Origin of the sequence: uncultured Aureimonas sp. (assembly GCF_913775355.1) — a bacterium.
Lineage (GTDB): Bacteria > Pseudomonadota > Alphaproteobacteria > Rhizobiales > Rhizobiaceae > Aureimonas.
Map to the genome: position 1 here is coordinate 1 of NZ_CAJYIU010000154.1, position 14,340 is coordinate 14,340.

Annotated in this window: 10 protein-coding genes; 4 read left to right on the top strand and 6 right to left on the bottom strand. The window is 66.7% G+C overall.

What is annotated here, in order from left to right; translation table 11 throughout:
- Positions 1 to 280: 280 nt before the first annotated feature.
- Positions 281 to 1,432: a Xaa-Pro peptidase family protein gene (locus QZ753_RS10130; protein WP_294643356.1), complete on the bottom strand. Its 1,152-nt coding sequence runs from the start codon at positions 1,430 to 1,432 to the stop codon at positions 281 to 283.
- A 177-nt stretch (positions 1,433 to 1,609) separates the two neighbouring features.
- Between QZ753_RS10130 and QZ753_RS10135 the strand changes: the two genes are divergently transcribed.
- A complete protein-coding gene (locus QZ753_RS10135) occupies positions 1,610 to 2,503 on the top strand; it encodes an EamA family transporter (protein ID WP_294643358.1) in 894 nt (297 codons plus the stop codon).
- Positions 2,504 to 2,787: 284 nt separating this feature from the next.
- The gene (locus QZ753_RS10140; protein WP_294643360.1) at positions 2,788 to 5,115 is read left to right on the top strand and encodes an EAL domain-containing protein; all 2,328 of its coding nucleotides are present in this window, start codon (positions 2,788 to 2,790) and stop codon (positions 5,113 to 5,115) included.
- 88 nt (positions 5,116 to 5,203) lie between these two features.
- Here the strand turns inward: QZ753_RS10140 and iolB are convergent, their stop codons facing one another.
- From iolB to QZ753_RS10160, 4 genes are all read right to left on the bottom strand, one after another.
- Entirely contained in the window at positions 5,204 to 6,016 is an 813-nt protein-coding gene (iolB, locus tag QZ753_RS10145) for a 5-deoxy-glucuronate isomerase (RefSeq protein ID WP_294643362.1), read from the bottom strand.
- A gap of 14 nt (positions 6,017 to 6,030) precedes the next feature.
- A complete protein-coding gene (gene iolE, locus QZ753_RS10150; RefSeq protein ID WP_294643364.1) occupies positions 6,031 to 6,915 on the bottom strand; it encodes a myo-inosose-2 dehydratase in 885 nt (294 codons plus the stop codon).
- Between the two features lie 34 nt (positions 6,916 to 6,949).
- On the bottom strand, positions 6,950 to 8,857 hold the full coding sequence (iolC, locus tag QZ753_RS10155) for a 5-dehydro-2-deoxygluconokinase (protein ID WP_294643366.1): 1,908 nt from the start codon (positions 8,855 to 8,857) through the stop codon (positions 6,950 to 6,952).
- A gap of 117 nt (positions 8,858 to 8,974) precedes the next feature.
- Positions 8,975 to 9,874 (bottom strand): MurR/RpiR family transcriptional regulator, encoded by a 900-nt coding sequence (locus QZ753_RS10160; RefSeq protein ID WP_294643368.1) that lies wholly within the window; start codon positions 9,872 to 9,874, stop codon positions 8,975 to 8,977.
- A 317-nt stretch (positions 9,875 to 10,191) separates the two neighbouring features.
- On the opposite strand from QZ753_RS10160, the gene iolD reads away from it, so the two are divergent.
- Positions 10,192 to 12,045: a 3D-(3,5/4)-trihydroxycyclohexane-1,2-dione acylhydrolase (decyclizing) gene (gene iolD / locus QZ753_RS10165; RefSeq protein WP_294643370.1), complete on the top strand. Its 1,854-nt coding sequence runs from the start codon at positions 10,192 to 10,194 to the stop codon at positions 12,043 to 12,045.
- Between the two features lie 57 nt (positions 12,046 to 12,102).
- Here the strand turns inward: iolD and QZ753_RS10170 are convergent, their stop codons facing one another.
- Positions 12,103 to 13,350: an MFS transporter gene (locus tag QZ753_RS10170; protein WP_294643372.1), complete on the bottom strand. Its 1,248-nt coding sequence runs from the start codon at positions 13,348 to 13,350 to the stop codon at positions 12,103 to 12,105.
- 272 nt (positions 13,351 to 13,622) lie between these two features.
- Between QZ753_RS10170 and QZ753_RS10175 the strand changes: the two genes are divergently transcribed.
- A partial coding sequence (locus QZ753_RS10175; protein ID WP_294643374.1) for a GMC family oxidoreductase occupies positions 13,623 to 14,340 on the top strand: 718 nt, incomplete at its 3' end.

Consider the following 14,340-nt stretch of genomic DNA (forward strand, 5'->3'; position numbering starts at 1 on the left):
GCGGACGACGTCGAACTCATCGTCTTCAACGAGTTCTTCCACGGCGACACCGGCCTCGGGCTCGGCGCCTCCCACCAGACCGGATGGACCGCGCTCGTCGCGCTGCTTCTCCAGCCGGCATCGACCTGAAGCTGCTGCGACGGCAACTGAGACCTTCGCCCGACTGAAACAAGCGACGGCGATCGCGAGGAAGCGCGACCTCCGTCACTTGCCGGAGTTCGCGCTCGGGTCCCCACGATTCCCAGCGGCGCAGAACCGACGCGCCGCGGCCCGCGTCGGTTCAGCGTCTCGCCGATGGGCTGTCGTCCGGTTGAGTGAACCATTCGGGTCCCGCGTCAGTCATGAACACGTGGTCCTCGAGCCGCACACCGAACCGATCGGGAACCACGATCATCGGCTCGACCGAAAAGCACATGCCTGGTTCGAGCCGTGTCTCGTTGCCGCGCACGATGAAGGGCGCCTCGTGGATTTCGAGGCCGAGCCCATGGCCGGCCCTGTGCGGCAGGCCGGGAAGTCGGTAGTCGGGGCCGAGGCCGTGACGGGCCAAAACGTCGCGCGCGGCGCGGTCGAGGGACGAACAGGTCGCCCCGATGCGTGCCGCCTCGAACACCGCGTCCTGCGCCTCGCGCTCGATCCGCCAGATCCGCTCGACCTCCGGCCCCGGGTCACCGAGGACATACGTGCGGGTGAGATCGGAATGGTAGCCGTCGAGGCGGCAACCCGTGTCGACGAGGATCACGTCGCCATCGCTCAAGATCTGTTCGCCGTCCGCGCCATGCGGCAGGGCGGTCGCCGTGCCGAACGAAACGATCGCGAAGGTCGAGCCATCGTCGGCTCCAAGCCGACGATGCTCGGCGTCGATGAAGGCGACGACCTCGGAAGCGGTCACGCCGGGCCGCATGTTGGCTCGCACACGTTCGTGGATGCCGAGCGTCAGCGCCATCGCATGGCGGATCAGGGCGATCTCCCCTGCGGACTTGCGCATGCGCAGCCGGGATACGAGAGGGCCCCCGTCGCGCAAACGATCCGCCCCGAACGCAGCGACCAGCCGATGATACTGAAACAGCGGAATCTGCTCGTCGAGCGCGAGGATCGCGCCGCGCGATAGCAACGAGGCGACGAGCCGCATCGGCTCTTCCTCCTCCTGCCAGGCGACGATCTCGCCGGGAAGGCGAGGCAGGGTCTCGACGCGCGAGCACTCGAAGCCCGGCACGATGTAGCGAAGGCTGTCGTGCGTCACCAGCGCGCCGCAGAACCGCTCGCTGCCGTGCCAGACGAGACCGGTGAAATAACGCAGGCTCTCGGTGGACCCCAGAAGCAGGGCGTCGATGCCCGTCTCGTTGAGTAGCCCTCGCAACCGCTCCAGACGATCCCGCCGCTCCTCGTTTCCGATGCGGGGAACGGGGTGTTGCCAAGCGGCTGTGACGGCCATCGTATGCTCCGTGGAAGGCGGCTGTTGCTGGGCTGACATGACGCGACGGCCGGCGAGTTGCAAGGCATCGAACGTCGTGTCGCGAATAGCGCTTGTCCCCCGGAGCGCCATCCGTCAGGACAGCTGACGGACGGGACTCGATACGGTGTCTCCATTCATTTCGGGAGGCGTTCCGTCATGGCGGACCCACAACCTCGCCTGGCTGCCAGTCTCGCGCTTCTCCTGCTTCTCGCCACGCTCTGGGGCGCGTCGTACACGTTCATCAAGATCGCGGTGGAGACGATCCCGCCGGTGACGCTGATCGCGACGCGCACGCTGATCGCGGGCTCGGTGCTCTGGGCGGTCTTGCGTCTGCGCGGCCTTCGCCTGCCGACGGATCGGCGCAATCTCGGCCGCTTCTTCGTGCAGGCGTGCCTGAACTCCGTGGTCCCGTTCGTACTGGTCGCCTGGGGGACGCAGTTCGTCGATGCGGGTCTGGCGACGATCCTCAATTCTCTGACGCCGGTCTTTGCCTTCCTCATCAACTGGGGCATCACGCGCCACGAGGTGGTGACGGGGCGCAAGGCCTTCGGCGTCGCCGCCGGCCTCTTCGGCATCTGCCTGGTCGTCGGTCCATCGGCGCTGCAGGGCGCGAACCAGCAGCTCGTCGCGCAGCTGGCGATCATCGTCGCGGCGATGGCCTACGGCGCGGCGGTCACCTTCGGGCGGACATTTCGCGACCTCGATCCGATGATGCCCGCCGCCGGATCGCTTCTGTTCGGCGCAGCGATCCTCATCCCGGTCAGTCTCGTCCTGGATCGTCCCTGGACGCTCGCACCCTCGACCGCGTCGATCGCGGCCCTCGCGGCGCTGTCGCTCTTCTCCACGGCCTTGGCCTTCACCCTCTACTTCTTCCTATTGAAGCGCATCGGGTCCGTCGGGGTCACGGCGCAGGCCTATCTGCGTGTTCCCATCGGCGTTGGGATCGGCATGATCTTCCTGCACGAGATGCCACAGCCGACCGCCTGGCTGGGGTTGGCCCTCGTGATCGTCAGCGTGGTGGCGATGACCCTGCCGAAACGAGCAGGGTGAGAATGACGGTGCGCTGGAGCTGCACACGCTGACCTGCCTGCGACCGTCTGTCGCCGACCCGCCGCGTTACTTTTGCTTGGAAAAAGAGGGTGTCGCGCCGCCAGCGTTCAATAACGCGGCATCAAGAGCAGGAACCGTCAACACTTGATGGCTAGATTTTGAACAGGGCGAGTCTTGCACACGCCAAAGTTATTTAGATGCAACCAGATGCCATATTGGCGAGCTCGGCCATGATGACGGTTTTGAATTGTATCGTTGTAGAGCACAACCTGTGGCTCGTGCTCATGGCAGCCGTCATCTGCGCCGCGGGGTCGTGGGCGATGGTGCGGCTGTTCCAGCGCGCAGCCGACTCGCGATCGACCGAGCGCTACGCGTGGGTCGTGCTGACGGCCTTCATCACGGGCGCCTCGATCTGGTGCACCCACTTCGTCGCCATGCTCGGCTATGAGCCGGGTCTGGCGGTCGGCTTCGATCCGGTTCTCACCATCGTATCGATGCTCGCCGCGATGATCGGATCGGGCGTCGGCTTCACGATCGCCACAAGCCGCAGGCGGGGATCGTCCGCCCTCGGCGGGGCGATCGTCGGCCTTTCCATCGTGGTGATGCACTACACCGGCATGCTGGCCTATCGCGTGCAGGGCATCGTCGAATGGAAGGAGGGCTTTTTGCTCGCATCGGTCGCCATCTCCTGCGTCCTCGCGGCGGCCTCCCTGCACGTGATCATGCACGGCTGGCAGGAGACCATTCGGCCCTTCGCCGGCGCCGCCCTGTTCTTCCTTTCCATCATCGGTTTGCACTTCACGGGCATGACGGCCTTCCAGGTCACGCCGATGCTGGTCGACGGGTCGTTCTCCAATCCCGAGGCGCTGAAGGCGCTGGCCTTCGCGGTCACATGCGTCGGTCTCGCCATCGTCTCGGCGGGATTTGCCAGCGGCTTCATCGACAACCGCGCGCGCGCGACCGCGGCGGACGCGCTGGCGAACATGTCGAACGGCCTGACGATGATTTCCGCGACGGGGCATGTCACGCTCGTCAACGAGCGGGTGCGCTCGCTCTTCGGTCTCGGAGAGAACGATCTGCGGCCCGGCATGACGCTGGAGGCCTATGTCGGTGTCATCGGCGCGCGGGTCGGGTGGGACGCGGAACGCACGCGGCGGGTCGTCGACAACCATGCCAGCTGGATCCGAGACGGTCGCGTCAAGCGGCTCGAGCACCATTTCGACGACGGCCTCGTGCTGCACGTCTGCTGCCAGCCGGTGGGCCGGGGCGGGGCGATTCTGACCTACGAGGACGTGACGGAAGCGCGCAACGGCCAGAAGACGATCGCGCACATGGCCTTCCATGACGCGCTGACCGGCCTCAAGAACCGCCGCATGTTCGCTCAGTCGATCGACGAGCTGCTGGCGTCGGGCTCACTGACGATGCTGATGATCGATCTCGATCGGTTCAAGGATGTCAACGATCGGCTTGGTCACGCCGCCGGGGATATCGTGCTGCGCGAAGTCGCGAACCGCATCGAGGCTCTTCTCGGACCCGAAGAGCAGGCCTTCCGGCTTGGCGGCGACGAACTGGCGGTGTTGGCCGCATCCGGCGAGGAGCGCGGCGGACGCCTGGCGGCCGACATCGTCACCTCGCTGGCCCTGCCGATCGATACCGGCGCGCAGGTCGTGACGATCGGGGGCAGCGTGGGCATCGCCACGGCCCGCGACGGGGACGATGCTTCGACCATCCAGCGCAAGGCCGACCTCGCTCTCTACGCCGCCAAGAACGCGGGCCGGGGTCGGTTCGAGGTCTATCGTGACGGCATGCTGGAGGAAGAGGCACGGCGCCGCGACTTCGAACAGGATCTGTCGGACGCCATCGCGTCGAACCAGCTCGAACTCTGGTATCAACCGCTGTTCAGCCTCCCGGAACGGCGGCTGAAGGGTTTCGAGGCGCTGATCCGCTGGCGTCACCCGGAGCGTGGGTTGGTGAGCCCCGCCGAGTTCATTCCCATCGCGGAGGCCTGCGGCCTGATTTCCGCGATCGGGGCCTGGGTCATCGACGAAGCCTGCCGTCAGGCGGCGCGCTGGCCGGCCGACCTCTACATGTCGATCAACGTTTCGGCCGTGCAGCTGCGCTCCGCGCTGCTGGCGTCGCAGATCGATCAGGCGCTTCGCAAGCACGCGCTGCCGGCGCAGCGCATCGAGCTCGAGATCACGGAGACGGCCATCGTCGAGAACAACGAGCATCTCGCGGTTGTCCTGGCGGGCCTTCGCGCCATCGGTGTCCGGATAGCAATGGACGATTTCGGCACGGGCTATTCGTCGCTCGCCCATCTGCGCGAGTTCAAGGTCGACCGCATCAAGATCGACCGCAGCTTCATCGCCGCCTCGTCGAACGACGCGGGATCGGCGGCGATCGTGCGCGCCGTCGTCTCGATGGCGCGCGAACTGAGCATCGATACGACGGCCGAAGGCATCGAGGAGGAGGGGCAGCTTGCCAGCCTCCAGGCGCTGGGATGCGGAACGGCGCAGGGCTTCCTGCTCGGCCGCCCGCTGATGGTCGGTGCCGCCGATGAACTGGTGCGGTCGCTGGAAAGCCGGCGGCTTGCGGCCACGGCCGTCGCCTGACGCGATCGAACGAGACGCGATCCGAGCATCAAAAGGGGCGCTGGAGGGCGCCCCTTTTGATGCTCGGATCGAGATTTGCCGTTTGTCCTCAGGCCTTCAACAGCCACTCGTGCTCCGGCGCGTTATGGAACCGCCAGAGGCGCTTCGGCCCCGCCATCACGTTGAGGTAGTAGAGGTCGTAGCCGTGGATCGTCGCGCAGGGGTGATAGCCCTTCGGGACGAGCGTGGTGTCGCCGTCCTCGACCGCCATCGCCTCGTCGATTTCCCGGCGCCCGGACGCGTCGGCATCGGTGTAGACGCGCTGGAAAGCGAAGCCCTGCGGCGGGTTGATGCGGTGGTAGTAGGTTTCCTCCAGCGAGGACTGCTGCGGCAGGTCGTCCTCGTCATGGCGATGCGGCGGGTAGCTCGACGTGTTGCCGGCCGGTGTGACGACCTCGACCACCAGCAGTCCGTCGGCCTCCGCCGTCTCCGGCAGGATGTTGGTGACATGCCGGACGTTGGAGCCCTTGCCGCGCACTTCCTGGCCGTTGTCGTCCTCGGCGATCAGGCGAGGGGGGCGGGCACCCGCCGTGCCCGGCGCCGTGCAGACGGCGAGCTCGACCTCGGTTTCCGCGGTGGCCGTCCAGTCCATTCCCGCCGGAACATAGACCGACGACGGCTTGCCGTCGAACGGCGACATGCGGCGGCCCACCGAGCCGAACTGCGTGTCGCCCGCGCTGATCGACGCCTTGCCCGATACGAGAACGAGGCAGGCTTCGCGCTCCGGCTCGCCGCCCGTCACCGTGTCGCCGGGCTTCAGCTTGTGAAGCGCAAAGCCGACATAGGTCCAGCCGGCGCTTTCCGGTGTCACGTCCACGACCCGGCCGGTCGCGCCGTTGGGCTTCACGAGAAGTTTCGACATCGCTCTCGCCCCCTTCAGCGCTTCGATCCGGCTTCCGAGAGGAAGCGGACGAGGTTGTCGCGGCCCATCTTCACATAGGTCGCAGGATGCGCCTTCTCGGGGTCCTGTTCGGCCTCGATGACGACCCAGCCTTCATAATCCGGCAGCTGCTTCAGGACCGATACGTAGTCGACGGACCCGTCGCCCGGCACGGTGTAGACGCCTGCGAGCACCGAAGTCAGGAAGCTCCAGTGTTCGGCGGCTGCCTGCCGCGCGACGTCGTGGCGAACGTCCTTGGCGTGGAAGTGGACGATGCGATCGCGGTAGCGACGGGCAAGGTCGACCGGATCGGCGCCGGCCCAGGTCGCGTGGCCGGTATCGAGGAGCAGAGTGAAGGCGTCGCCCGTCCCGGCCATGAGACGGTCGATCTCCTCGCCGGTCTGGATCACGGTCCCCATGTGATGATGGTAGGCGATTTTCAGACCCTCGCCGCGCAGAAGCTCGGCAAAGCGCGTCATGCGGGGCAGGAGTGTCGCCCACTGCTCCTCGTCGAGGACGGGGCGCGCACTGAGGGGTGCGGCCTCGTTTCCATGGACGGTGCCGGTGCATTCGCACACGATGAAGATGTCCGTCCCCGCACACTTCACGAGCGCGATGTGATCCTTCGCGGCGGCGAACTCTGCGTCCGCGTCGCGCTCGAGGAGGAAGGTCGAGTACCAGCCGCCGACGAACACCATGCCGTACTCGCCAAGCTTCGCCTTCAGACCGTTCGGGTCCCGCGGAAACTTGTGCCCGAGCTCCATGCCCTCGATACCGATGGCGCTCGCCTCGGACAGGCACTGTTCCAGGCTGATATGGCCGCCGATGTCCTGACGGTCGTCATTGCTCCAGCAGATCGGGTTTGCGCCGATACGGATCATTCTCGTTCTCTCCCGATGGGTCGGATCGTCTGGCTCAGGCGGAAGCCGCAGGCCGGGCGGATGTCCAGGACGCGACGAGCGTCTCGAAGCGGTGCGCCATATCGGCGATGGCCGTCTCGTCGTCGATCTCGCCCTTCAGCCAGCGGCGGGCTGCGTCGCCGAAGATCGTTCGCCCGACGGCGAAGCCCTTGACCATCGGCGTATCCGCGACTGCCCTGAAGGCTTCGAACAGTTCGTTCTCCGGCGCGTCGAGGCCGAGGAGCACGATCCCGCGGCAGTACGGGTCGTTCTGCGCGATCGCTTCCTCGATCCGCTTCCAGGCCGCAGCGTTGCGCTGCGGCTCGAGCTTCCACCAGTCGGGCTTGATGCCAAGATCGTAGAGCCGCCGCACGACGCTCGCCACGGTATCGTCCTCGAGGGGGCCGTGCTTGCCGGCGATGATCTCGACGAGGAATTCGCGTCCGACCGTGCGAGCCGCATCGGCGAGGCGCAGAAGCTCACGCTCCTGGCGCTGCTTCAACTCCGCGGGGTCGTTCGGGTGGTAGAAGCAGAGGCACTTCACGATCTGGTTGACCGGCCACTCCTGCAAGTGGCTGCCGAGGTCCGGCATCTGGTCGAAATCGAGCGGCCGCGAGCCGGGCTCCTCCACCGGGCGACCAATCCAAAAGCCCTTCGCGTTCGCCTTGTAGAGCGCCTTCTGGCCGTAGGTGCCGTCGAGCAGCATGCCGAAACCCGGCTTGCCGCCGGCCACCCGCGAGGCCGCCTCCACGGTCAGCACCTTGAAGTCCTCGATCCGCTCACGCGGCGCGCCAGCTGCATCGGCCATCTCCTCCAGCTGCATACGGTGGTCGCAGGCCAGCGCGACGAGCTGGTCGGGAGCGGGGCGACGCGTCGTCGCCCAATGGATATGGTTGAGATCCTCGTCCTTCCGCAGACGGCGCTTGATCGTGTCCTTCGCGAGGAAGGCGTCGAGTTCGGCGATCGTCGGATATTCCGGCGAGCAGAGGAGGCGCGACACGGCGAACGCGCCGCAGGCGTTGGCCATCGTCGCGCATTCCGCGTGGCTCTTGTTGCGCAGCCAGCCGGCCAGAAGGCCCGACATGAACGCGTCGCCGGCGCCCAAGACGTTGAAGACCTCGATCGGGAACCCGCGACCGGCGATCCCGTCGTCGAGGCTCTCGACCGGACCGTCGAAGATGATGCAGCCCATGGCGCCGCGCTTTAACACAAGGGTGGCAGACGACACCGCCCGGATCGCCTGGAGCGCACCCAACGGATCACCGACGCCGCCCGCGATCATCATCTCCTCCTCCGTTCCGACCACGAGGTCGCAGTCGGGAAGGATCGTCTGGAGCTTCTTCGACACCGCGTCCGAGGCGACGTAGCGCTCGAACCCGGCGGCGTGTCCGCCGAGACCCCAGAGGTTGGGCCGGTAGTCGACGTCGAACACGACCTTCGCGCCGTTGGCCTTCGCCAGACGGATCGCCTTGCGCTGAGCCGCCTCGGTGTTGGGCTTGGAGAAATGCGTCCCCGTAACCACGATCGACGCGGCGGACGCGATCAGCTCCTCGCTGACGTCGCCCTCGTCGAGCGCCATGTCGGCGCAGTCCGACCGGTAGAAGATCATCGGCGAGACGCCTTCGTCCTCGACCGCAAGGAGGACGAGCGCGGTCAGCCGATCGGGATCGACCGTCACGCCCTTCGTCTCCACGCCTTCTCGCGCCAGCTGCTCGCGGACGAAGCCGCCCATCTGCTCGGCGCCGACGCGGGTGAGGAGCGCGGACTTCAGCCCAAGGCGGGCCGTCCCGATCGCGATGTTGGCTGGGCAGCCGCCCACGGACTTCGCGAAGGTCGCGATGTCCTCGAGACGCGATCCGATCTGCTGGCCATAGAGATCGACCGAACAGCGGCCGATGGTGACGACATCGAGCGATTTGGACAAAGTCCCTCCTTGCCGCGAGACGGCCTCATGGGAAATCGGCTGGCTTCGCCAACGATCGCTCGTGCGTCACAGCTCAACCGACTTGAAGCACGAAATCCATTTCGTGTCCATTTGGAATTATTGTTCCGTATCGGATGCGAAGTCGCTGGTGTTGAGGCGGTTGCTCCCGCTCCGCCGACGGTCCGCAACGCCGAGGGCCAGCGTCATGGCGAGCGCCATACTGGCGGACAGCGAGCGAAATCCCTGGAAATCGGTCTCGACCACTTCGAACCAGATGCGCGACTCGGAGGCGAGGGGGCTGAACGGCGAGTCCGTGATGACGACCAGCGGCACGCCCGCCTCGGCGAGTTCTTCCGTATGGGCGATCGTCGCCGGCGAGTAGGGGGTGAAGGAGATCGCCAGTGCCGCGTCGCGCCGTGTCGCGAAGGAGATCGTTTCGGCGTCCGTCCCCAGGGCCGAGCCGACGAGGATGTTGCGGATGCCGAGCTTGCCGAAGGCGTAGCTGAGGTACGACGTGATCGGAAACGAGCGACGCTGCGCAACGAGATAGATCGTCTCCGCATCCGCCAGTAGACGTGTCGCCTGCTCGACACGTTGTATGTCGATCCGTCCGTGCAGCTGGCCGATCGACTGCGTGGCGCTCTTGCACAGGCCGTCGAGCAGCGCTGCCGCCTTCGACGTCGATCCGCCGGTCGCGCGCAGCGACATCATGCGCTCGTCGTAGTTCGAGACCTGACTGAGCAGCCGCTCGCGGAACACCGCCTGAAGATCCGTGAAGCCCGTGTAGCCGAGCGCCTGTCCGAATCGGATCAGCGCGGACGGCTGGACCCCGGCGTCCTCGGCGATCTTGGCGACGGTTCCGAGAGCGACGTCGTCCGGGTGTGCGAGGGCGTAGGCCGCCACCTGCTGAAGCCGACGCGGCAGCTTGAGCGACCCGCTGGCCAGCCGGTCGCGCAACTCGGCGAAATTCGCCGGGCTGTTCGGTTCCGTCGGTTCGGTCTCGATGGAGCGAGGCATCCAGGTGGCCTTTCGTGTTCCTGAACGCGTGCGGCTGCCAGGGGAATATGCAACACTACGCCACGGTTGGCGCGTTGACACAACCCAGCTGTGCGGAATAGATGTTCTTGAATGCGCGGCAATAACCTATAAATTCCATTTAAGTGCGCTGGGGCGTCGTTTCGGACTTCAGGGTTCGGTCGCGCGAACGCGGCGACGTGGGTCGCCGAAACATATTGCCGGGTCTGCTTCGGGAGAGGATCGAAGGGTCCCGGACATTGAGTTCTGCCTCGCGTCTCATACGACGACGACCGGGGCAGCGAGGGAGGACCTGAGAGATGACGGCGAAGACGATCCGACTGACGACCTCGCAGGCCCTCGTGCGCTTCATGATGGCACAGAAGACGGTGATCGACGGCGATGTGGTCCCGATCTTCGCCGGGTGCTGGGCGATCTTCGGCCACGGCAACGTCGCGGGCATGGGCGAAGCCCTACAGGCGGTCAAGGACGACTTCCCGACCTATCGCGCCCACAACGAGCAGGGCATGGCTCATGCGGCGATCGCCTTCGCCAAGGCGAGCTTTCGCCGTCGCTTCATGGCCTGCACCACCTCGATCGGTCCGGGCGCCCTGAACCTCGTGACGGCTGCGGGCGTCGCCCACGTCAATCGGCTGCCGGTGCTCTTCCTGCCGGGGGACGTGTTCGCCAGCCGCCTGCCGGACCCCGTCCTCCAGCAGATCGAGGATTTCGGCGACGGCAGCGTGTCGGCGTCTGACTGCTTCCGGCCCGTCTCGCGCTATTTCGATCGCATCCAGCGCCCCGAGCAGTTGATCCCCGCCCTCCAGCGCACGATGCAGGTGCTGACCGATCCCGTGGATTGCGGCCCCGTCACGCTGTCGCTGTGTCAGGACGTTCAGGCGGAAGCCTACGACTTCCCCGAGGCCCTGTTTGCGGAAAAGGTCTGGACGCCGCGTCGACCCCGTCCGGACGAAGACGAGCTTGCCAACGCTGTCGCGCTCCTCCGCGCGGCGAAGAAGCCGATGATCATTGCCGGCGGTGGCGTCCTGTATTCCGAGGCGACGGCCGAACTGGCCGCCTTCGCCGAGCGGCATGGCGTGCCGGTCGCGGTGACGCAGGCTGGAAAGTCGGCGATCGACGAACAGAGCGACCTCTCCCTCGGCTCGGTCGGCGTCACCGGCACGAGCGCCGCCAACGCCTTCGCGGCGGATGCCGACGTCGTGCTGGCGGTTGGCACGCGGCTGCAGGATTTCACCACCGGCTCGTGGGCGCTGTTTCGCGCTGATGACCTGAAGATCGTCGGGCTCAACGTCGCGGCCTACGATGCGGTGAAGCATGGCGGCATTCCGCTGGTCGCCGATGCCAAGGTCGGCCTCACCGAACTTTCGCGCGAGCTCGGCGACTGGCGCGCCGCGGGGCAGGATGCGCGGGCCGGCAACGAGCGGGCCAGATGGTTCGATGCAGCCGGCAAGGCGCTGGCGGCGACCAACGCCGAGCTTCCCTCGGATGCGCAGGTGATCGGCGCCGTGGCCAGAGCGCGCGGCACGGACGACACGATCGTTCTTTGCGCGGCCGGCGGTCTTCCGGGCGAGTTGCACAAGCTCTGGGCGCCGACGAAGCCGGGCGGCTACCACATGGAATACGGCTTCTCGTGCATGGGATACGAGATTGCCGGCGGCCTCGGCGCCAAGATGGCGCGGCCCGACAAGGACGTCGTCGTGATGGTCGGCGACGGCTCCTACATGATGATGAATTCAGAGCTCGCGACCTCGGTGATGCTTGGTCAGAAGCTCACCGTCGTCCTCCTCGACAACCGCGGCTACGGTTGCATCAACCGCCTGCAGATGGCCTGTGGAGGCCCGAACTTCAACAATCTCCTGCAGGACTGCCGGCAAGAGGTTGCGCCGAATATCGATTTCGTGGCGCACGCCCGGGCGATGGGTGCGGAGGCCGAGAAGGTCGACTCGATCGCCGATCTCGAGGCCGCCCTGAAGCGCACGAAGACGAACACGCGCACGACGGTGATCCTGATCGATACGCATCCGCTGATCACCACCGATGCCGGCGGCCACTGGTGGGATGTCGCTGTGCCCGAAACCTCCGAGCGCTCCGAGGTGTCCGAAGCGCGTGCGCGCTACGAGGAGAAGCGAGCGTTCCAGCGCGCCCTTAACTGACGGGCGCCCGGCGCCGCGCGGTGTGATCCCAGCACGAACGAGCGCGGCGTTACGCCGTCAGCGATCGAGGGCCATGTCGGCGCGCGGATCGAGCACGACGGAAGCAGGTGTCTGCATCCGTTCGAGCGGCACCGGCTGGAAGTCGGGTCGCTGGCTGGCGGGAGCGGCCGAGCGGAGAAACAGACGCAGGAGTGTCGAGACCAGCAGCGTCAGGTGCGCGCCGCCGGTCGCGATGAAGATGCCGCCGGGGCCGTAGCTCTCGATCAGCCAGGCGGCCAGCATCGGGCCGCCCATCGTGCCGAAACCGTAGAGAACAAGAAGGCCGCCCGAAATCTTCACGAAGTCGCTTGGGTCGGCGATGTCGTTGGCATGGGCGACGGCGAGCGAGTAGGTGGGATAGATCACGCCACCGATGACGACGGCGATCGCGAAGAGGCTGTATGCCCCGCCCGACCAGAGTGTCAGAGCCGAGAGCGCGGTCCCGACGCCGATCGCGCCCGACAGGGCCAGCACGTAGCGGCGGTCGATCCGGTCCGACAGGCGTCCGAGCGGAACCTGAAACACGGCGCCCCCGGCCATCGTGGCGACCAGCAGGGTCGAGATCTCCGCCGTCGAAAGGCCGATGTCCTGACCGAGCACCGGCGCCATGTTCACCCAGGCGCCGGAGAGGATGCCGGAGATGAAGACCCCGGCGACGGCCGCCGGTGAGTTCCGGTAGAGGCTGCGAAGGTCGAGCCGCACCTGCGTCAGCGCCTTTGGGCTCGGCGCCCGCGACAGGGCGTTCGGAATGACCGCGAGTGCGAAGAAGATCGCGCACAGCATGAACACGTCCGGGAGGGCGGGATCGGCGAGCGGCATGGCGAACTGCCCGGCCATCATCGCGACCATCGACACGACCATATAGATCGAGAAGACGCGCCCGCGCGTCTCGTTGGTCACGCGCTCGTTCAGCCAGCTCTCGATGACCATGTAGGAGCCGGCAAGCGCGAAGCCCGCGACGCCGCGCACCGCGATCCACGCCAAGGGCTGGATCGCCATCCCATGCAGCAGGATGGCGATGGCGAGCAGCGACGCGAGGGCGGAGAAGGTCCGCACGTGGCCGGCGGACCGCACGATCGCGGGCATGGCGACGCAGCCCAGCGTGAAGCCGATCGCGTAGCTCGTGCCCATCAGGCCGATCTCGTAGGCGCTCCAGCCTTCCAGCGCTGCGCGGACGGGGAGGAGGATGCCCTGCAGTCCCGCTCCGACCATCAGAAAGAAGGTCGACAGAAGCAGCGATACGATCGGCAGCAGGTTTTTGCGCATCGAACTTTCCGCGAGAGGCGGGGCACCGTTGTCCGGCTTGCGGCGCTCTTACAAGCGGGTTTTGAAGGTTTTGTGCCCAAGACGAGGGTCCGGCGAAAAAGCTCGCGATGCGACCGGCCTCCATGCCCATCGAAGGAGAGCGGCCGGGTTGCAGGGGCGGCGTGGCGGGGCCAAACTGGCGGCCGAGCCGTGCCGTACCATCATGAGCCGATCCGCATTCGGCCCGGAGGCGGACGGTGCGAAGGCGCGCTCGTGCGCCGGAGTGACCGACTATGACGACTTCCTCAGGCGACGCCCGCCTCGATCTTGGTCGCTACAGCCACATCGTCGTCGGTGCGGGCTCGGCCGGTTGCGTCCTTGCCAACCGGCTGAGCGCCGATCCGAAGAATACGGTGCTGCTGCTGGAGGCCGGCGGCTCCGACCGCTACCACTGGATCCATATCCCGGTCGGCTACCTCCACTGCATGGGCAACCCCCGCACCGACTGGAGCTATGCGACGGAGGAGGAGGCAGGGCTGAACGGTCGCAAGCTCGCCTATCCCCGCGGCCGCGTCATGGGCGGCTGCTCGTCCATCAACGGCATGATCTACATGCGGGGCCAGGCCGCCGACTACGACGGCTGGCGCCAACTCGGCAATGTCGGCTGGGGCTGGGACGACGTCCTGCCGCTGTTCCGCCGCTCGGAGAACCACCACGCGCTGGACACGCCCTTCCACAGCCAGGTCGGCGAACTGCGTGTCGAGAAGCAGCGCCTGTCCTGGCCGATCCTCGACGCGATCCGCGAGGCGGCCGAGGAGATCGGCGTGCCGCAGATCGACGACTTCAACGCCGGTGACAATTTCGGCTCGTCCTATTTCGAGGTGACGCAGAAGGCGGGCCTGCGCTTCAATGCCGTGCGCGCCTTTCTCGGGCCGATCCGGCACCGCAAGAACCTGCGCATCCTGACGGGGGCGCAAGCCGAGCGCATCCGCATCGAGGCGGGGCGGGCGG

Coding starts and splice junctions, on each gene's coding strand:
- QZ753_RS10130 (WP_294643356.1), bottom strand. CDS start 1,432: ATGGCCGTCACAGCCGCTTGGCAACACCCCGTTCCCCGCATCGGAAAC.
- QZ753_RS10135 (WP_294643358.1), top strand. CDS start 1,610: ATGGCGGACCCACAACCTCGCCTGGCTGCCAGTCTCGCGCTTCTCCTG.
- QZ753_RS10140 (WP_294643360.1), top strand. CDS start 2,788: ATGGCAGCCGTCATCTGCGCCGCGGGGTCGTGGGCGATGGTGCGGCTG.
- iolB (WP_294643362.1), bottom strand. CDS start 6,016: ATGTCGAAACTTCTCGTGAAGCCCAACGGCGCGACCGGCCGGGTCGTG.
- iolE (WP_294643364.1), bottom strand. CDS start 6,915: ATGATCCGTATCGGCGCAAACCCGATCTGCTGGAGCAATGACGACCGT.
- QZ753_RS10160 (WP_294643368.1), bottom strand. CDS start 9,874: ATGCCTCGCTCCATCGAGACCGAACCGACGGAACCGAACAGCCCGGCG.
- iolD (WP_294643370.1), top strand. CDS start 10,192: ATGACGGCGAAGACGATCCGACTGACGACCTCGCAGGCCCTCGTGCGC.
- QZ753_RS10170 (WP_294643372.1), bottom strand. CDS start 13,350: ATGCGCAAAAACCTGCTGCCGATCGTATCGCTGCTTCTGTCGACCTTC.